Raw genomic sequence first — 20370 nt, forward strand, 5'->3', positions numbered from 1 at the left:
GTGCTTAAGGATACCTGAAAAAGAGAATTTGTTTTATGGGTTTAGGCAATGGTTTACATTTCCAGTTGTCCAGACCAAAAACAGACACCTCTGAAGCTCTTGTAAGCAGCGAGCCCAAAAATAACGTTATCAGCGTCGATCACATGAGATGGGCAGCACAGGATTCATCTGCACAGGGGCCACAAGAGCGATAAAAAATCCTATAGATCCCGAAGATATTCCCTGAAAAGTGCTCTGATTTAACGTAAGCATGAAACTGTCGAGTGGTTCAGACCTCACTCTCAAGTTCCTTAGTCTATGCTACGTGCAGGCACTAAACATGATTTAGTTGAGTGACTATGATCAAACGACACATGTGTACCGTTCTGCTTGTCTTAAGCTTACTTTGTAATCACGCCCTTGCTGACACAGCTTGTGAAGTTAATAATGGCAAAAATCAAGACTTCAGAAATTTTCCTACAACGCCTGATGATACGATCTTAAACAGCCGTAATGACGGGGTTGCAGACATTTGTGTTATAAACGGCGAACAAATAAGAACATTTGACTATAGCAGTGGCCTCACCGTTAATATCACCAAATCACCCATTCAATTGCTTTATATGAACACATATATTTTTGGTGGCCTGACCGTTAATGGCAATGACTCCAGCAATGGTCTGTTTATCATTGGTTCTGAATTTGGATCTACTATCGAAGGTGACGTCAACATTATAAACAAAGGTAAATTAGAGCTTGTCAGCTTCAATAATAGCTCTTCAACACCTCGATTTCATTATGATAACGCCATTATTAATATTGAAAATGACTCAGCCTTACAAATTGATTACAACACATCGAATATAACTGGTTACTACATGTCATTAAGGGCTATTACAGGTGAAGGTGAAACCGTCATGAATAACTTTGGCCCTAAAAGGGATTTCGAGCAAGGGAGCTTATATATACACACAAAAGATAATGACAATTATGTCTATAATGGCGATTTCGTTACTTCTAATGGCAAGCCCATAGAAAGTTTACATATCGACGGCCCAGGAAAGTGGACATTTACAGGTGATATTAGAAATGCTGGAACTGGTGGCACCATAGGTTTCACAGATGGTTTTGAATATATTGAAGTGAACCGGGGCAGTACATTAGAGATCACCACAAAGCCTTTTATTTATGGCAGCAGAGTCGATATTGGTGGCACGCTGATCTTTAATCAAAGTTTTGACGGCACTGTATCAGGCGCTGAGTTCAATGGTGACGGGAAAATTATTAAAAAAGGGACATCCAATGTCAGTTTAGCGGGAATTAACAGCAGTTTTCGTGGTGATATTCATATTGAAGAAGGCACTTTAAGCTTGATAGGCAGCGCCAACCTTAGCAATTCGGGTTGGCTCTATATCAACGATGGCACCACTCTCAATGTCAGCCAGGGAGGCAATACCCGTGCAATTAACAGGATTGCCGGCGCAGGGCGTATTGAGTTAGGCAATAGCACTGTATATAGAATCATTCAATTAGCCCCTGGCGATAACGGCATAGGTGTTTTATATGTCAATGGGTCAGGCACACTTGATTTTTCAAATACTAAAATTTCCATTGAATTAGATCCGACTTTAAGTGCTATCCCAAAAGAAGGCCTGACTCACGACAGCGTCATAGCTAACTCAAAAATCAATGTAAATAAAACGACCACAATCGGTCTATATAACCTGCAAACAAATGCTTCACCTGATGAATTTCTTCATGGCAAACGGTTTACCGTTTTAAGAGCTGGTTCAGGACTATCATCTTTGACCGAGACTCAGATAAATGAAGACCCCCAAAGCTTTAATCCCTTTATAGAGGTAGACACATCTAAAACCACAATCACAGATACTGATGTCACTGTAGAGTTTGGTGTAAAAACCGTTCAACAAGCCACAGAAACCATAGCTAGGATTGATACAAAAGCAGTTAATGGAGCTTCAAAAAATAAACAATTGGCTGCTGCTCAGTATATCGAAAAAGTTACGGGCTTAACAGGCACTCAAGCCCCTTCAGAAAAACAGATTGAAAACAATAGTTTTTTTCAAGGGCTGACTGGCTTGGATTTAGCTAATATGGCTTCTAATAATAACCCTGAAGCTTATGCCTCTAATATGAGTGTTGCTCTTGAATTTAACAGTTTGGTTGCTAACGCCGTCTTTGATAATGGCTTGAGTAAAATCACCTCACGCAACCTTACCCAAGTGATTAACCCTGACACCAAAAAACGTTTATGGCTTTCTACATTAAACACCAACGGTAAAGTCGATGGGGACTCAGGAAAAACTGGGAATTATGAATACAGTCAAAGTTTATTGCTTCTTGGTTTAGACGCTTTCAATCAAAGCCAACAGACTCTTGGTTTTTTTGTAGGCACAGGAAATCCCGAATTAAAAGAGCACGATCATATCAATCAAAAGTTCAACGCTGATAGCTGGCTAGTAGGCAGCTATTTTAACTGGCAATTTAACTCAAGATATAGAATGAACACCATGATGTTTCTGTCCCAGAATGACTTTGAATCCAAAAGAGCTAATATCAATACAAGTGGGCAAAGCACAAGCGCTTCTGAATCACAATACAAGCAAACTCTTCTCACCCTGGGCATTCAAGTTGAAGATGTATTTAAACAGTCTGACAGCTTACTGTTGGCTTCAATATTTGGGTTTAACTACACCTACCTTGATCAAGGTGCTATTAAGGAAAGTCGCGGAGGTGAAGATTATGACTATGAAATCGATAGTGCAGACGCTCAATCTCTAGTTCTGGTAGCCGGGTTAGATACTTTGATTGAAGCTTCAATTGCAGAAAAACCCGGTTATGTCGACTTTAGAATTCGCTATGAGTTTGACATAACAGCTAATCGAAAAGAAACTCATGACTTAGATGCAGGCTTAGCTGGCCAGAACAAGGACGAATTTTCCGGGCAGAACCGAGGCCCGCATGCTCTGATGTTTGGAGCAGGCTATAACATCAATCTGACAAAGTCATTTAATCTAGGTACTGATGCAAGTTATACCATTAGATCGGAGGGGCATGATTATCGCGCTGGGCTTAATCTGGCTTATTTATTCTGATTATTGAATCCTCTCAAGGTAGATCGTTGCAATGGTTTTATCAGTCCCATGTTTGGTTTGATTGCCAATCCTTCACATTGGACTCAGACGACTGCGTGCTGTTTACTATTGGTTCGACAGTATTTTCTGACTGTTTAGATTTTTCACGGAGCGTTTAGTTGTTATTCTTTAAAAGTATGATTGTATAATATTATTTATCTATTAAATGCCTGGCTATTGTGAATTTAGGCGGAACGTCCGGTAGGTTATTTCTCTGGAACCATTCAGCGCTCACAAGTTCTTTCTCTTCAAGAAAAATCTCCCCTGATTTATATTCGGCGTGATAGCCCAGCATCAAGGCATGAGGAAATGGCCAACTCTGACTGAGCTGGTACTTTATTTCACCGACCTCCAGACCGACTTCTTCCCTGATCTCTCTCACTACAGCTTCCTCTGCACTCTCTCCTGGCTCTATAAAACCGGCGATAACCGTATGCATTGTCGTATTTCGCAAATGTCGTCTATGACGAACGAGCAATATTTCATCACCTTTGTGAATAAGAACAATGATGCACGGAGATATCCTTGGATAGTAAGTCATCTCACAAGCTGGGCAAGACATTGCCCAGTCCCCTTCGCCTGACATGCACGGGCTACCGCAGCGGCCACAGAATTGGTGGTCTCTCCTTGATCTCAAGATTTGAGCTGCATGGCTGTATAATGCCACCATTGATTCAGGCTGCATTGCCATATACTGTCGGGCGTCAATGGCACTGCCCTCATCTGGAATACGGTCTGTTTTTATAACCGAGACCGAATACTTGTCCAGTGTTCCGGTTCTGATCGCTTCGAGGCCATCCATCCAGGAGCGATTCTCCCAGAGGAACCCGCCATCAGGATTCATCACGATGTCATGACCAGAAAGAATCAAAAAACGATCAGACTGATCTCCTTTCTGAGTCCAGCCACTTGCAGGTTGGTATGGCATAAATGTCACAGCTCTCGTTGATGAATCAATCGTTGGCCATTGCAAACTTCATTTATCAAAAGCAATCACCAGTCTTGCTGACCTATTTTTTGCAGTTTTTCCTGATGCAGTTTTAATTCAGCATCGGTCGGTTTGATGATTTTCAAGGCAGGCCTGTCTGAAGATAAACGTCTGATAACCGTTACATCATCCTCTGTCCCCTCTCCTGCTCCACCCAAGAGCAGCGAAGTCTGGCCACCGGTCATGGCGAGATATACTTCAGCCAATATTTCAGAGTCAAGAAGCGCCCCATGGAAGGTACGGGCTGAGTTATCGATAAAATAACGTTTACACAGTGCGTCCAGGTTATTTTTCTGACCTGGGTGTTTCTTTCTTGCTATGGCAAGGGAGTCGGTAATTTTACTGTAGTCCTCTACCTGTCCGAGGCCGGGGTCCAGCCACTTGAGCTCATGGTTGAGAAAGTTAACATCAAAGGGGGCGTTATGAGCAATCAGTTCAGCATCCTTGATATAATCCAGAAAGTCTTTGGCCACTGCTGCAAAGAGCGGTTTGTCCCGAACAAATTCGTTGGTAATACCGTGAACCTGAATAACCTCATCATCCATATGCCGCTCAGGATTGATATAGACATGATAGGTATTGCCCGTCAGCTTCCTGTCAATCATCTCCACACAACCGATTTCGACAATTCGGTGGCCCTGTGAAGGGTCGATACCGGTGGTTTCCGTATCCATTATGATTTGGCGGCTCATTGATTCTTACCTTCAATAATCTCTTGGGCACCGCGACAGGCGAGTTCATCGGCCATTTCATTTTCCCGATGTCCTGCATGCCCTTTCACCCAGCACCATTCAATCTTATGGCGGGTATTCTGAACATCAAGCCGCTCCCATAAGTCCTTGTTTTTTACGGATTTACCTGCTGCTGTTTTCCAGCCTTTGCGTTTCCAGCCATTCAGCCATTCGGTAATACCCTTTCGTACATATTGGGAATCTGTCGTGACACGGACCGTACAGGTCCGTGTCAAGGTTTCCAGTCCCATAATAGCGGCCATCAATTCCATACGGTTATTGGTGGTTTCCTTTTCACCGCCATACAGTCCTTTTTCAGCAGTGCCATAACGCAATACCACCCCCCAACCTCCGGGGCCAGGGTTTCCTTTACAGGCACCATCTGTAAAAAGCTCAACTAGCTTGCTCAACGATTATCTCCCACCCGGCTGGACCCTGTAATCGGCTTTCCGACCAGGGATTGCCCCACTGAGGACCACACAGGCTTGATCGGTGTCATGCCTGGCACTTCCCGGGTAGCAACTATGATGTAAAAACTGCCAAAGGGCAGCATCCAATTGTGACAGCGTTGTTCAATCACTTCCGTCTTCAAACCCATTGCAGAGTGGTTGGAGGGGAACAGATAGGCACCATGAATCACTTTCTCAACACTGAATCCCAGCAGGGTTAACCAGTCTTTCATCCGGCTGGGACTGATGAACTGAACCCCACGGAACAACTTTCGATAACCCGGAAGTATCATCCGCTTGATATTGCAGAGACTCAAAGGGTTAAAACCCACTACAATCATCTTGCCTCCGGGTATGATGGTATGACCGGCTTCGCTGAGAAGCCGGTGCGGACGATCAGACACTTCTACCATATGATGCAGCAAGACTAGATCCAGGCTGCCCGGAGCAATCGGCCAGTGGTAAGGATCAAGCAGTAATGAAGACACTGGTTCAGTGTTCAAAGGGTGAAACCGGAAGTTCCGGCTGACTTGAGAGCCTGACAGCAGAGAAGAAGTCGGGGATACGGATAACTCGACAGCGTGATAACCAAAGATATACTTTAACTCATGTTCTATGTGACAGCCTTCTGCCTTGAGCACAAACTCTCCTGCGCCGGACTGCATCCACTCCTGCAGGGCCCGCAACTTTTGAGGCATTTCAGGTCCGGTCGATTTTTTAAACCATTGCATCAGGCTTTTTCCATGTATGCTGTAGTCAAATCAGCAAAAACCTCGAGCCAGAATATAGTCCTGCTCAATTACACATCTTATCTGGCACGGCAGGATTCGACCAGCATCGGTGTCATCCCTTATAACAATGGTAAAGAAAACAGTACAGACTTTATACGCAAAATCTGTAAAATTGATTGTCTGGCCATTCCAGACATTAGAATGTTATTGACTATCACCCGACAGAATGTCCTATGATCCACATACAAGCTATCAAGGCTTTTCAAGATAACTACATATGGCTGCTTTCTGAAAGCGGCAGTCAACAGTGCCTGGTTGTTGATCCCGGTGAAGCTGACGTGGTTGAGAAAGCAATGAAAAGTCTGAATCTGGCGTTATCGGGCATTCTGATTACCCATCATCACTGGGATCATACGAATGGTATACAAGCGTTGACAAAAGACCGTAATATTCCCGTCTATGGCCCTGATAATGCTGAAATTTCCGGTATTACATACCCCCTGAATGGCACAGAGACACTGACAGTGCTCGGCACCGAATTCAACATTCTGAAAACGCCTGGTCATACGCTTGATCATATTGCCTATTTCGCCAATCCAGATCAGGACGACCCCATCCTGTTTTGTGGCGATACCCTATTTTCAGCTGGCTGTGGTCGACTGTTTGAAGGGACTGCTGAACAGATGCTGAGCTCATTGAATAAACTCCGTTCTCTGCCCAAAAACACCCGGGTATACTGTGCACATGAATACACTCTGGCTAACCTGGCTTTTGCCCGGGCCGTAGAACCCGCTAACCCCTCTATTAAGGAGTATCGCAATAAAGTCATTCAGCTTCGCGAACAGGGCAGGCCAAGCTTGCCTTCCAGCCTGGAGCTGGAATTTACCATCAATCCATTCCTGCGTATTGACCAACATAGTGTCATTACTGCAGTAAAGGAGCACGCCCCATGTACTGTCCTGTCAAACGATGCAGAGGTATTTGGAGCATTACGTCATTGGAAGGATCAGTTTTGATGACGATAAACATTGTGTTCCTTCACGATAAATAAATTTTTTATGTCTGAACCTTTGAATACAGAGCAGGCGTCCGGTCGTTATACCGGACCTCAAGTTAAACCCCTGGTTCGAGTCCTTGGCGCCGCCACACTCGTTATGACTCTTACAAGCTGTATGAGTACTTCTACAGAACAAGCGGGTACCAGTTCACCGGTCAAAGCTGAGCAAAATGTTACCAAAGGCAAAATGGCCAAGAAAGCGGTCAGAAAGCAGGTAGCCAAGCAACCAGCAACTGACCTTTGGGACAGGACCCGTCGAGGTCTCGCCATGGACCTGGATAATAATCATCCCCGGGTATTGGCAGAATTGCGCTGGTATAAGAAAAACCAGGGCTACTTTGACCGGGTTTCTGATCGCGCCAGTCCCTATTTCTTCTTCATCCTGATGGAAGCCGAGAAACGTGGCGTTCCTCTGGAACTGGCATTAATGCCCATAGTGGAAAGTGCCTTCGATCCATTTGCTTATTCCCATGCAGGTGCATCCGGCTTGTGGCAATTCATGCCAGCTACTGGAGAACATTACGGACTAAAGCAGAACTGGTGGTATGACGGTCGTCGTGATGTGGTTGAAGCTACCCGCGCAGCACTCGACTATATGGTCAGTCTCAACAATATGTTTGATGATTGGGAATTAGCGCTGGCTGCTTTCAATTCAGGGCCCGGACGGGTTATGAATGCGGTCAACAAGAACAAGAGACAGGGTAAATCGACTCGCTTCTGGCATCTTGACCTGCCAAGTGAAACCACCGCCTACGTCCCTAAGCTGATCGCCTTGGGCAAGATCGTTCGTAATCCGGCAAAATACGGTATCAAGCTGAAGCCTATTCCGAACAAACCACATTTTGCCAAGGTTAAAACCGGTGGTCAGCTTGACATGGCCAAGGCAGCCAAGTTGTCAGGTATTAGTCTGAATGAGTTATATCGATTGAATCCCGGGCTTAATCGCTGGTCTACCCCACCTTCTGGTCCTCACTATCTACTGATTCCTATTGCAAGGGCCGAATCCTTCCAAACTGAACTGGCTCGATTGCCTACGGAGAAACGTATGCAATGGCGCCGTTATTCCGTGAAGTCGGGTGATAGCCTCAGCAAGATTGCCAATACCTTCAATACCAAGTCCAAATTCATCAAGGAAGTTAACAAGATGGATACAGACTTGATCAGGGTTGGGCAGAGCCTGTTGATTCCTGTCCCCGCCAGAGAGAAGGAAAAGTATGCCCTGACAGCATCACAGCGTCGCATCGCCAAACAAAACACCCAGCGCACCGGTCGGCAAAGATTGAATTACTCCGTTAAATCAGGAGACAGCTTCTGGAGCATAGCTAAAAAGTACAACACTGGCGTTCAGGAACTGGCTCGCTGGAATGGCATGTCACCCAGAGATAATCTCAGAATCGGACAGAAACTGGTGGTATGGAGCAAAACCAATGCTGCCCGGAACGGTGTTGTTCGCAAGGTCAATTACAAGGTTCGCAGTGGTGACTCCCTGTCCCGTATCGCTGACAAGTTCAATGTAGCGGTAGCTCAGATCAAAACCTGGAACACCTTTGACAGCAAATACCTGCAGCCCGGCCAACGATTGACTCTCTACGTTGATGTGGCGCGCGCTTACGAATAATCAGCCAAGATGCCCAGACCCGATTTTTCACGGGTCTGACATCCTTCCCTGTAAAGCGCTCCCTTGAATTGTCGATGTCAAGTTCATTCGGTTTAATATTACCGGGGAGCATCATTGAAACCACTGACGCTATTTTTACTGCTCTATTTACAAGGAATGCTGGCAATTGCCAAAAGTGAGCAGTGGCAACACCATCTGTCCATCATGGACGAACCGCTCTATAAAAAAGATTTTAAGCACTTCCAATACGTCAACCCTGAAGCCCCCAAAGGTGGCCATTTGCGATTAGCAGCCCTGGGAACCTTTAATACTCTGAATCCATATAGTGCAAGTGGAATAGCCCCCACACAGGCAAACAATACTTACCGCTTCGGCTTTCTGGAGTTAAACGAGCCCTTGATGGTGGGCACTGGCCCTTATGCCCCCTCCATGGAACATAAAAGTACGGCTTATGGTCTGATAGCTGAAGCGGTGGCCTACGATCCGGAAAAACAAAAGCTCTCATTCAAGCTGAGAAAAAATGCCCGTTTCCATGACCAGCACCCGATTACCACCGAAGATGTTGAGTTTTCCTACAAGATACTGCTGGAACAGGGACACCCAAACTTCAAACTCGCACTGGAGCAGGTTGAACGCATCCAAATTGAAGATCGGTACATCATCCACTTCTTTCTGAAACCCTCTTCCTCTAAAGCACTCCCACTTAAACTCAGTGAGCTGCCTGTGTTACCAAAACATTACTGGCAGAATCGTGATTTTTCAAAAACCACACTCATACCACCTTTACTCAGTGGTCCATACAAGATTGCCAGGGTCAGACCGGGTGCAACCATCGTCTACGAGCGAGTCCCGGACTATTGGGGAGCCGAGCTAGCTGTTAACAGAGGCCTTTATAATTTTGACAAAGTCACTCTGAATTTTTACCGTGACCGTCATGTCAGCTTCCAGGCTTTTAAAAAAGGCGAGATTGATGTCCACTACGAAGGTGAGGCGAAAAACTGGGAAACAGGTTATGACTTTCCAGCCATGCAACAGGGCAAGGTTATCAAGCTGAATATTCCGGACAAAATGCACTATGGCAGAAGGTTCTTTGTTTTTAATCTCAAATCCCCACTGTTTCAGGATCGAAGAGTCAGGCAGGCTATCAGCCTGTTGTTCGACTGGGAATGGTCTTCAACAAAGCTCTTCTATAACGCCTATATCCGAACCACCCATTTCTTTAGTGCCCATGAGAATAATACTTCTGCCCTTCCCACACAGAACGAACAGGAACTGTTTAAACCTTTTCGATCGATATTGCCACCGGAGCTCTGTTCCAGGCCATTCGAGCTCTCAAAAACAAGCGGGGATGGAAATATCACAGCTCAACGAAGACAAGTCCTTAAACTCCTGAAAGAGGCCGGCTGGCATTACCATCAGGGGCAATTATTAAACGCTCGAAATGAACCCTTCCACTTTACATTTCTTCACTACTCAAAACTGGCTGACCGTTTCATACTCCCTTTTGCCGCCAACCTTGCCAGTGTAGGAATCAAAATGGATTTTCGGGCTACAGACCTGAGCCAATACCAGCGAAGACTGAGAGAAAGGGATTTTGATATGGTTCAAACAACCCTGATGGTACCTTATCTCCCCGGCGAACACCTCAAAGGATTATTTCATTCAGAATCTGCAGATATTAAAGGCAGCCAGAACCTTGCCGGAATTCATAACCCGGCCATTGATGCCTTGATTGATCATGCGCTCTCAGCCCATAGTAAAAAGGATCTTTATACCGCGATGCAGGCTTTGAATCGTCTTTTGCTCTGGGAGCATTACTTCATTCCTAACTGGCAGGGTCGTTTTATAAGAATCGCATACTGGCAGCACCTGCAAACTCCTGAAACTTTCCCACCCTTTGGTATTCGTCTTACGTCATGGTGGATGAAACCCAAATCTTCAGCTGGCTCAAAACAGAGAACAGAATGACTATTAAACCATGGGCACATACTCTTATTGCTCTGATTCTTGCCTGCTTTTACGCTTCTGCTCAGGCCGGTATTCAGCAACCTTATCACAACAGTCATGCTATTAACCTGATCGGCACTCCCAAATATCCTGCTGACTTTCAACACTTTTCCTATATCAATCCTGATGCTCCCCGTCAGGGCAAGGTCAGACTCGCTGCTCTTGGTACCTATGACACTTTTGACCTCTTTAGTGCCAAAGGACTACCTGCAGCCGTTGGTCCTTACATCTATGACAGCCTGATGTATGCCAGTCGGGATGAGCCCGGCAGTCTTTATCCTCTGATCGCCGAACGTGTCGAATACCCTGATGACAATCGCTGGATACGCTTTGTTATTAACCCAAAAGCCCGTTTTGCCGATGGCAGCCCAATTAATGCCGAGGTCATAAGAGATACCTTTCTTCAATACAAAAATGGTGATTTCTCCAACTTTAAACACCTTTTAAAGGATGTTGATCAAATAAAAATTGAACCCGGAAACCGGGTAAAACTTACCCTGAATACCCCTGAAGACAAGAAGTTGCCCTTTCGACTGGCCCAGTTACCCGTAATTCACAACAGCTACTGGCAACAGTCCCGGGGAGACGATCATACGATCCATATTCCTGTCAGCTCAGGCGCTTACAGCATCAGACAATACGAGCTTGGCAAGAGCGTGTTTCTTGAGCGAAACAAGCATTACTGGGCTGAAAAACTGCCAGTGAATATTGGTCGAAATAACTTTGAGCAGATCAAATTGGAGTATTTCAGGAACTCTACCCTCTCTCTGGAAGCTTTTCTTGCTGGGCAATATGATATCCGAGTCGAGAATCTGGCTAAAAACTGGACTTATGCATACAAGGGAAAAGACATAGATACCGGGAAGATTATCAAGAAAAATTACCCGCGCAAGAGCTTTCAGGTTCAGTCGTTTATCTTTAACAGTCGAAAAGACCTCTTTCAGGATCAACGCGTCAGAGAAGCGATCAGTCAGGGTTATGATGCAGCCTGGACCAACGCTAACCTCCTTTATGGTATCTATTCAGTGCCCGGGAGTCTTTTTGCCGGTACGGAGTTTGCCCAAACAGGAATACCCGATAAGGCTGAAGTCAAACTGCTTGAGCCTTATCGAAATATCCTTCCTGAGAGACTGTTTAAACAATCCTGGACAGGCTTAAAAACGGATGGCACTGGTAATATTCGGAAGCAACTCAGTTATGCCAATCGCCTTCTAAAACAGGCAGGCTGGGAACTCAAAAATGGCAAAAGGGTCAACAAGGAAACCGGCGAGCCACTGAAGTTCGAACTGATGCTGGCAGTGCCAGAACAGGAACGTGTTGCCATACCATTCAAGAGTAATCTGAAGATACTCGGTATTGATATGCAGATCGTCTCGGTGGATGTCTCCCAGTACGTTCGAAGAGTGCGCAATCAGGATTACGATATGCTGCTCAGAACCTTCCACCAGCCTGATCTGCCTGGCAACGAGCAAAGAGAATACTGGAGCAGCAGCAGTGCCAATGAGCAAAGCACCCAGAATCTGGCAGGTGTCAATCACCCTGCTGTTGATGCCATGATTGAGCATATTATCAAGGCTGAATCGATCGACCAGTTACAAACAGCCACAAGGGCTTTGGATCGTATCTTGCTCTGGGAAAATTACACTATTCCCCAGCTCTATCATCGTTACTGGCGGGTAGCACACAGACACCGTTACAACTATCCTGAAAACGAAGGTCTATACGGCCCCATAGACTTGAGTATCTGGTGGGAGGAAGAGCCAAAATGACACGTCTGGTCATGGGTATACTCCTGATAGTAACAGCCTGTTTCGCATGGGGATCTGACAAGATCCCTCTGAAGCATGCCATCAGTCTCTATGGCGAACCAAAGTACCAAAAAGATTTTGAACACTTTGACTACGCCAACCCGCAGGCCCGAAAAGGCGGTGAATTCAGACAGGCAGTGATTGGCCAGTTTGACAGTCTTACACCTTTTGTAGATCGCGGTTCAGCAGCTGCTGGCAGCGACTTGCTCTATGACACCCTGCTGCAAAGATCCTGGGACGAACCTCTAAGTAAATACGGTTTGATTGCTCAAGCCATTGAGTTAGACCCGGATAACCACTGGGTTGCCTACTACATTAATCCCAAGGCCCGCTTTAACGATGGCCACAGTGTGTCAGCCAGTGATGTCAAATTCACTTTTGATCTCTTAAGGGAGAAAGGCTCAACGTTCTACCGTCATTTCTATGATGATATCGAGAAAGCTGAAGTCACAGCGCCCATGAGGGTTCTATTTACCTTTAAAAACAACAAAAACCGTGAGTTGCCACTGATCCTGGGGCAAATGCCCATACTTCCCGAACACTACTGGAAAGACAGGGTTTTTCCGGCGCCCGGGCTTGAAGTCCCCATCACCAGCGGCCCTTATCAAGTGGCTAAAATCAATCCCGGACGATCCATCACTTACAAGAGAAACAAGGATTATTGGGCTCGTGAACTGGCTGTTAACCGGGGTCGGTATAATTTTGACCGTATGGTGTACGAATATTACGGAAACGAATCTGTGCTCCTCGAGTCACTCTTCAGTAATCAATATGATTTCAGACTGATCACAGATCCAACGATCTGGAATACTCAGCTGAGCGAGAACCGCATTAAAAAATACCGTCTGATACAAGAAGTTATAAAGAACCATAACCCCCAAACCCTGACGTTAACCTACAATACACGGCGACCTTATCTAAAAGATGCCAGAGTCAGGGAAAGTCTGGGATATGCTTTTAACTTCGAGCAGATCAACAACCATCTTTTCTTTGGGATGTATCGACCTGCTGAAAGTTTTTTTGCAGGCTCTGAACTGGCGGCCAGTGGTACCCCTTCTGCTGATGAACTCAAATGGCTGACTCCCTGGCAACAAGAACTTCCGAAAGCTCTCTTCCATGAACCTTTCAAAGTACCTGATAGTCGACTGGCATCGGGCGACCGATTGAACAATGCAAAAGCGCTCACGTTGTTAAAACAGGCGGGCTGGCAGATAAAGAATAATCAGCAGGTTAATGCCAGGGGTGAACCACTGGTTCTCAATGCTCTGGTGGCCAGTGAAGAGCACGAAAAAGTTCTGCTTTCCATTAAGGATGGACTGAGTCATCTTGGTATTACCTTGAATGTTCAGCGTACAGACCCACTTCAGATGGTAGCCAGATTACGTGAACTGGATTTTGAAATCATACTGCACACCTATCGACACACCGCGTCACCCGGAACTGAACAAGCATCTTTCTGGGGATCGGAAACCGTTCAGCAACCAGGAACCAGAAATCTCTCGGGCGTGCATTCACCGGTAGTCGATCAATTAACTAACCTGATTCCATCGGCTACCAGCCGTAAAGAACTGCTTTCCATGGTTCATGCCCTGGACAGAGTTCTGTTATGGGGACACTATTCTCTGCCTCTCTGGTACTCTCCTTCCTGGAATGTCCTCTACCGGGACACCCTGAGGCATCCTGTGATTACACCGCTCTATGCTCTGGATCTGACTACATGGTGGCATGAGACAGAAAAACCACCAACAGCCTCTGCTAATGATGGTCCGAACCATCACTAATAGTCTGAAGACGACTTTTTTAGAGTGTGAATCGGCTGGGTATCCGGCCTGAAAGATTGCTTTTAGGTCACATTACAACTTTAAATGCCATCCAAAGATATCAATAATTTTTTTCTGTTGAATTAGACCTTGCCTGTAGGGATTGATCGGTGTTTAAAATACTGTCAGGAATCGAAATAACTCCGCAACAAGCAATACCTATAGTCAAGGAGCCGACTATAGTTTAGAGGCAAAAGTTATAACAATGCGATCCAGGCGAACCATGAATCATACAGTGATGATAAAAAAATCGTTAAAGACAACGATTTTCCAAGCCCTTCCCATTGCGACCCTCTTTCTTTCCCTGTCCATGATGCCTGTCCTGGCAGAGGCAGAGAACGCAGTTAATAAATCCCCTTCCCTTTCCTTATATGGCGACGGTAAATACTCAAAAGATTTCAAGTATTTTGACTATGTGAATCCCAATGCTCCCAAGGGGGGGACACTGCGGATGGCCAGCATGGGGACTTTCGACAGCCTGAATCCTTTCATAGAAAAAGGGACTCCGGCTGAGGGGATAGGTCTGATTTACGACACTTTGATGACCAGCAGTGCGGATGAACCTTTCTCCATGTATGCCCTGGTGGCTGAATATGCAGAGCCTGCCACTGATAACAGTGGCATCACTTTCCATTTGAATTCTAAAGCCCGGTTTCACGACGGACAACCGATCACCGCTAACGATGTCGTTTACAGCTTTGAACTGCTCAGGGATAAAGGCTCACCGTTTTACCGGGCTTACTATGGCGATATTGCCAAGGCAGAGAGCTTGTCCAAACGCAGTGTCCGCTTCGTTTTCAAACACAACCGTAACCCTGAACTTCCCCTGATCATTTCCCAACTCCCGGTACTTCCAAAACACTTCTGGGAAACACAATCGAATAACTTTGAAGAGGCCAACCTGACTCAACCTTTGGGCAGTGGCCCCTACAAAATCCGTTCTGCCGAAGCGGGTCGCAGCATTGTCTACGAAAGAGTTGATGACTACTGGGGTAAAGATCTGCCGGTCAGCAGAGGCCGTTACAACTTTGATGTGCGTCGTTACGACTATTACCGGGATGCCAACGTAGCACTGCAAGCCCTGAAAGCCGGCGAATACGATCTTCGCTTTGAAAATATTGCCAGGAACTGGGCCACCGCCTACGACTCTCCGGCGGTTAAAAAAGGTGACCTGATTCAGGAGTCCTTTCCAACCAAAGCCCCTCAGGGGATGCAGGGATTTGTTTTTAACCTGCGCAGAGATATTTTCGAGGACGTGAGAGTTCGAAAAGCTTTGAATTACGCTATGGACTTCGAGTGGCTTAACAAGAATCTGTTCTACAACAGCTACACCAGGACACAGAGTTATTTTGCCAACTCTGATATGGAAGCAACGGGTATTCCCGAGGGTAAAGAACTGGCTTACCTTGAGCCCTGGCGAGATCAACTGCCCGCTGAGTTATTCAGCGAGTCCTTCAAACTGCCCAACACGGATGGCAGTGGCAGAATCCGAAGTCAGCTGAGCCAAGCTCTCTCTTTGATGGCACAGGCAGGCTGGAAACTGGAAAACGGTTCTCTCAGGAAAAATGGCAAGCCTTTCGAATTTGAGATTCTTCTATACGATTCAAGTATGGAGAAAGTAGCCCTGCCTCTGAAGAAAAACCTTGAGGCCATGGGGATCAATGCTAGTCTGCGAATCGTGGATATTTCACAATATATAAACCGGCTCAGAAGCTTCGACTTCGACATGCTGGTCAGTCGCATTCCTCAATCCAGTTCGCCCGGAAATGAGCAAAAGGACTTCTGGAGCAGCGAATCAGCGGATCAGCCAGGAAGCCGAAATCTGATAGGCATTAAAAACCCGGTGGTCGATGGTCTGATCAAGGAAGTGATTAATGCCGGGTCCAGAGAAAATCTCGTTGCCGCCGTTAAAGCTCTGGATAGGGTTTTGCTCTGGAATGCATACATGATTCCCCAATGGTATCTGGCCAGTAACAGAATCGCCTATTGGAAACCGCTCAAGCATCCCCTGAGCACTCCTGATCAGGAACCACTTTACCAGTTTGACCTGGACTCCTGGTGGATGGAACCAACAATCATCAGGGCTTCAGACACAACCGACGATGGCTCAAACAAAGATGAGGACAATAAAGGCATGCCGGTCTGGCCTGCTGGCATTCTGTTAGCCATCCTGATTCTGGGTTGGTTGATACGTCGTTCAAAGCGTCAGATCTGATTATGAAAAGCTATATTCTGCGCCGACTGGCGTTAATGATTCCGACACTATTCGGTATTTTGTTATTGAACTTTGTCATCATTCAGGCCGCACCGGGTGGACCTGTTGAGCAGATGATTGCCAAACTGGAAGGTTTTGAAATCAATGCCATCAGCCGTATCGGAGGTTCAGGCAGTGCTGAGATCCAACAGGTAAGCGTGGACGAATCCGGTGAGTACCGCGGACGGCGGGGACTGGATCCGGAACTGATCAAAGACATTGAAAAGCTTTACGGCTTTGACAAACCGGCCTATGAGCGTTTTATCCAGATGGTACTCAACTATGCTCGCTTTGAGTTTGGCGACTCTTTTTTCAGAGATGCGAAAGTCGTTGACCTCATCAAAGAGAAATTACCTGTCTCCATCTCTCTTGGATTATGGAGTACCTTGCTGATCTATCTGATCTCCATTCCTATGGGGATTCGAAAAGCATTAAAACATGGTAGCCCGTTCGATGTCTGGACCAGCGCGGTCATCACTACGGGGTATGCCATTCCGAGCTTTCTACTGGCAATCCTGCTCATCGTGCTCTTTGCCGGTGGCAGTTACTGGAATTTCTTTCCATTGCGCGGATTAACATCGGAAAACTTTGACCAGCTTAGCCTTATTGGCAAACTGGCAGATTATGCCTGGCATATGGTTCTTCCGGTTTTCTGTATTGTTATTGGTGGCTTTGCAACATTAACAATGCTGACTAAAAACTCTTTTCTCGATGAGATTCATCGCCAGTATGTACAGACAGCCCGGGCCAAGGGTCTGGATGATCATCAAGTACTGTACGGCCATGTTTTCAGAAACGCCATGCTGCTGGTGATATCCGGATTCCCGGCGGCTCTCATTGGCATTCTGTTCACCAGCTCGCTGCTGATTGAAATTATTTTTTCACTGGATGGCCTTGGCCTGCTCGGATATGAAGCCGCCATTAATCGAGATTACCCCGTGGTCTTCGGATCTCTCTTTATCTTCACCCTGATAGGCATGGTGGTAAAACTGCTGGGAGATCTGACCTACATGCTGGTTGACCCGAGAATTGATTTTGAGGCGAGGGATTAAGATGGCATCGTCTCAAATCATAAAACCTTCCCGTATAAGCCCTCTTAACCAGCGACGCTGGAAAAGCTTCAAAAGCAATCGACGGGGCTATTACTCTCTCTGGATTTTCAGTTTCCTGTTTTTCACCACTTTATTTGCCGAGCTGATTGCCAACGATAAGCCGCTTCTGGTTTATTTCAAAGGTGAAATCTATACCCCCATTTTCCATATCTACCCAGAAACAGCGTTTGGTGGCGAGTTTGAACTGGAAATGGATTATCGTCAGGACTACGCAAAAGAACTGATCGAGCCCCACGGCTGGATGCTCTGGCCACCAATTCATTACAGCTACGACACGATCAACTATGCCCGTGTTGCCCCGGCACCTCCCACGCCAGAGAATTTGCTGGGGACCGATGACCAGGGCAGAGATGTTCTGGCCCGAGTCATTTACGGTTTTAGAATTTCTGTGCTTTTTGGACTGATTCTAACGCTGTTCAGCTCTCTCATAGGGGTTGCCGTTGGCGCTATGCAGGGATTTTACGGCGGAAGAACAGATCTTATCGGGCAACGGTTTATTGAAGTCTGGTCAGGTATGCCCAGCCTGTATCTGCTGATCATTCTTTCCAGTTTTGTCGAACCCGGCTTCTGGTGGTTGCTTGGGATTATGCTGATGTTTTCCTGGATGGCTCTGGTCGATGTGGTTCGTGCGGAATTCTTGCGCGGACGAAATCTGGAATACGTCCGGGCCGCCAGGGCACTTGGGATGACCGATGGCAGACTTATGTTCCGCCATATTCTACCCAACGCCATGATAGCAACGATCACTTTCATGCCCTTTATTCTCACCGGAGCCATCACCACCCTGACGTCACTGGACTTCCTGGGTTTTGGCCTGCCAGCCGGATCGCCTTCATTGGGTGAGCTGATCGCCCAGGGCAAGAACAACCTTCAAGCACCATGGCTGGGAATTACAGCCTTCATGGTGATGTCAGTGATGCTGACCCTGCTGGTGTTTATTGGGGAAGCTACCCGTGACGCCCTTGATCCACGCAAATACGTTACAGGTCACTAAACAATGACAAGTTCCCTGCTCGAGATCAAAGACCTGAAAATTCGCTTCAATCAGGGCGGCGGCAGCAGCGATGCGGTAAAAAGCATCAGTTTTGAACTGTTTCCGGGAGAGACGCTGGGTCTGGTGGGCGAGTCCGGCTCCGGTAAATCCATTTCTGCCCTGAGCATACTGCAACTGCTTCCTGAAAATGCCAGTCACCAGGGTGAGATTCTGTTTGATGGTACAAACCTGTTGGCCTTATCAGAAAGGGAGATCAGAGGCGTTCGTGGAAACCAGATCGGTATGATTTTTCAGGAACCCATGACCGCCCTTAACCCTCTGCACACGATAGATAAACAGATCTGTGAAGTACTCAGTCTGCACCTGGGCATGCATCCTGAACAGGCCAGTCAGCGTGCTTTGGAGCTGCTTGAACTGGTGGGCATTCAGGAGCCAGCCAAAAAGCTTTCAGCCTATCCCCACGAACTGTCGGGTGGTCAGCGTCAAAGAGCCATGATTGCTATGGCTCTGGCCTGCGAGCCAAAAGTCCTGATTGCCGATGAGCCCACAACTGCACTGGACGTGACGGTACAAAGACAGATTCTGTCGCTGCTGGCCGAACTACAGCAGAAAATGGGTATGGCCATTTTGTTTATCAGTCATGATCTAAACCTGATTCACCATGTTGCTCATCGAATCTGTGTCATGAAAAACGGAGAACTGGTGGAAACCGGTGCCACGGGAGAAGTGTTCAATCAACCAAAGCATCCTTACACCGTAGAACTGCTCAATGCCGAGCCATCCGGTGAACCGGAACCTGTGTCCCGGGCGCAGAATAAAATCATTGAGGGGCGGGATATAAGGGTCTGGTTTCCGGTAAAAGCCGGATTCTTCCGCAAAACCGTCGACCATATCAAAGCTGTAACGGACCTCTCTATCTCAGTCGCTGAAGGTGAAACACTGGGTATTGTAGGTGAATCCGGTTCCGGAAAAACCACACTCGGGATGGCGCTCCTGAAACTGCAGGAGAGTCAGGGTCAGATCTACTTTAAAGGTGATGCCCTTCACTCCCTGAGCCAAAAACAGTGTCGTCCTTACCGACGACAGATGCAGGTTGTTTTTCAGGACCCTTACGGCAGTCTGAGCCCGAGAATGACCATCGCTGACATTATTGGCGAGGGGCTGGATATCCATCAGCTGGCTAGCAACGGAGAACGAGACGAGCTGATCATAAAAGCCATGACAGAGGTCGGTCTTAATCCTCAATGGCGACACCGTTATCCCCATGAGTTTTCTGGCGGACAGAGGCAGCGCATCGCCATAGCCAGAGCTCTGGTCCTCAAGCCCAGACTGATCATTCTTGATGAGCCCACCTCTGCTCTGGACAGGACTGTCCAGTCTCAAGTCATAAAGCTATTAAGAGATCTGCAGAAAAAACACAATCTTAGCTATATCTTTATCAGCCACGACCTTGCGGTTGTAAAAGCCATGAGCCACAGGATTCTGGTGATGAAGGACGGTGAGATTATTGAGCAGGGCTCAACCGAACAGATCTTTCACCATCCTCAAACGGAATACACCTGCGAGCTGCTTGAAGCCGCTTTCGAAAGCTACTAGCAGCCTGTCGGACTTAAGCGTCCGTAGCGAGGATTGCAACCGCAGTAGGACAGCCTTAAGTCCGACAGGCT

The 20370-nt window shown here is 46.7% G+C and carries 15 protein-coding genes; 11 read left to right on the plus strand and 4 right to left on the minus strand.

Annotated elements, in window-relative coordinates; genetic code table 11:
• Positions 1-338: 338 nt before the first annotated feature.
• Positions 339-3095 carry an autotransporter outer membrane beta-barrel domain-containing protein gene (locus KBW69_RS00415; RefSeq protein ID WP_257279511.1) on the plus strand — a complete coding sequence of 919 codons (2757 nt, stop codon included), beginning with the start codon at positions 339-341 and terminating at the stop codon, positions 3093-3095.
• A 190-nt stretch (positions 3096-3285) separates the two neighbouring features.
• Here the strand turns inward: KBW69_RS00415 and nudC are convergent, their stop codons facing one another.
• The 4 genes from nudC to KBW69_RS00435 all read right to left on the minus strand — a co-directional run bounded on the left by nudC (position 3286) and on the right by KBW69_RS00435 (position 5967).
• Positions 3286-4062: an NAD(+) diphosphatase gene (gene nudC / locus KBW69_RS00420; RefSeq protein ID WP_257255640.1), complete on the minus strand. Its 777-nt coding sequence runs from the start codon at positions 4060-4062 to the stop codon at positions 3286-3288.
• Positions 4063-4127: 65 nt separating this feature from the next.
• Positions 4128-4814 (minus strand): DNA polymerase III subunit epsilon, encoded by a 687-nt coding sequence (gene dnaQ / locus KBW69_RS00425; protein ID WP_257279512.1) that lies wholly within the window; start codon positions 4812-4814, stop codon positions 4128-4130.
• Entirely contained in the window at positions 4811-5263 is a 453-nt protein-coding gene (rnhA, locus tag KBW69_RS00430) for a ribonuclease HI (protein WP_257279513.1), read from the minus strand. Before rnhA ends, dnaQ begins: the two co-directional genes overlap by 4 nt.
• Positions 5260-5967 (minus strand): class I SAM-dependent methyltransferase, encoded by a 708-nt coding sequence (locus tag KBW69_RS00435; protein WP_257279514.1) that lies wholly within the window; start codon positions 5965-5967, stop codon positions 5260-5262. The genes rnhA and KBW69_RS00435 overlap by 4 nt, the downstream gene beginning before the upstream one ends.
• Before the next feature lie 78 nt (positions 5968-6045).
• Between KBW69_RS00435 and KBW69_RS00440 the strand changes: the two genes are divergently transcribed.
• The 10 genes from KBW69_RS00440 (at position 6046) to KBW69_RS00485 (ending at position 20299) form a co-directional block, all read left to right on the plus strand.
• A complete protein-coding gene (locus KBW69_RS00440; protein WP_257274564.1) occupies positions 6046-6270 on the plus strand; it encodes a hypothetical protein in 225 nt (74 codons plus the stop codon).
• Complete coding sequence (gene gloB / locus KBW69_RS00445; RefSeq protein ID WP_257279515.1) at positions 6267-7049, plus strand: hydroxyacylglutathione hydrolase; 783 nt, start codon at positions 6267-6269, stop codon at positions 7047-7049. Before KBW69_RS00440 ends, gloB begins: the two co-directional genes overlap by 4 nt.
• Positions 7050-7091: 42 nt before the next feature.
• Positions 7092-8708: a LysM peptidoglycan-binding domain-containing protein gene (locus KBW69_RS00450; protein WP_257255635.1), complete on the plus strand. Its 1617-nt coding sequence runs from the start codon at positions 7092-7094 to the stop codon at positions 8706-8708.
• Between the two features lie 114 nt (positions 8709-8822).
• The gene (locus KBW69_RS00455) at positions 8823-10676 is read left to right on the plus strand and encodes an extracellular solute-binding protein (RefSeq protein ID WP_257255634.1); all 1854 of its coding nucleotides are present in this window, start codon (positions 8823-8825) and stop codon (positions 10674-10676) included.
• Positions 10673-12484: an extracellular solute-binding protein gene (locus tag KBW69_RS00460; RefSeq protein WP_257279516.1), complete on the plus strand. Its 1812-nt coding sequence runs from the start codon at positions 10673-10675 to the stop codon at positions 12482-12484. Before KBW69_RS00455 ends, KBW69_RS00460 begins: the two co-directional genes overlap by 4 nt.
• Positions 12481-14304 (plus strand): extracellular solute-binding protein, encoded by a 1824-nt coding sequence (locus KBW69_RS00465; RefSeq protein ID WP_257279517.1) that lies wholly within the window; start codon positions 12481-12483, stop codon positions 14302-14304. Before KBW69_RS00460 ends, KBW69_RS00465 begins: the two co-directional genes overlap by 4 nt.
• Positions 14305-14566: 262 nt before the next feature.
• On the plus strand, positions 14567-16558 hold the full coding sequence (locus KBW69_RS00470) for an extracellular solute-binding protein (RefSeq protein ID WP_257255229.1): 1992 nt from the start codon (positions 14567-14569) through the stop codon (positions 16556-16558).
• Between the two features lie 2 nt (positions 16559-16560).
• Positions 16561-17649, plus strand: a complete 1089-nt coding sequence (locus tag KBW69_RS00475) for a microcin C ABC transporter permease YejB (protein WP_257255230.1) — start codon at positions 16561-16563, stop codon at positions 17647-17649.
• 1 nt (position 17650) lies between these two features.
• On the plus strand, positions 17651-18703 hold the full coding sequence (locus KBW69_RS00480) for an ABC transporter permease (protein WP_257279518.1): 1053 nt from the start codon (positions 17651-17653) through the stop codon (positions 18701-18703).
• Positions 18704-18706: 3 nt separating this feature from the next.
• On the plus strand, positions 18707-20299 hold the full coding sequence (locus KBW69_RS00485; protein WP_257279519.1) for an ABC transporter ATP-binding protein: 1593 nt from the start codon (positions 18707-18709) through the stop codon (positions 20297-20299).
• Positions 20300-20370: the final 71 nt, after the last annotated feature.

Source organism: Endozoicomonas sp. ISHI1 (assembly GCF_024606225.1).
GTDB lineage: Bacteria > Pseudomonadota > Gammaproteobacteria > Pseudomonadales > Endozoicomonadaceae > Endozoicomonas_A.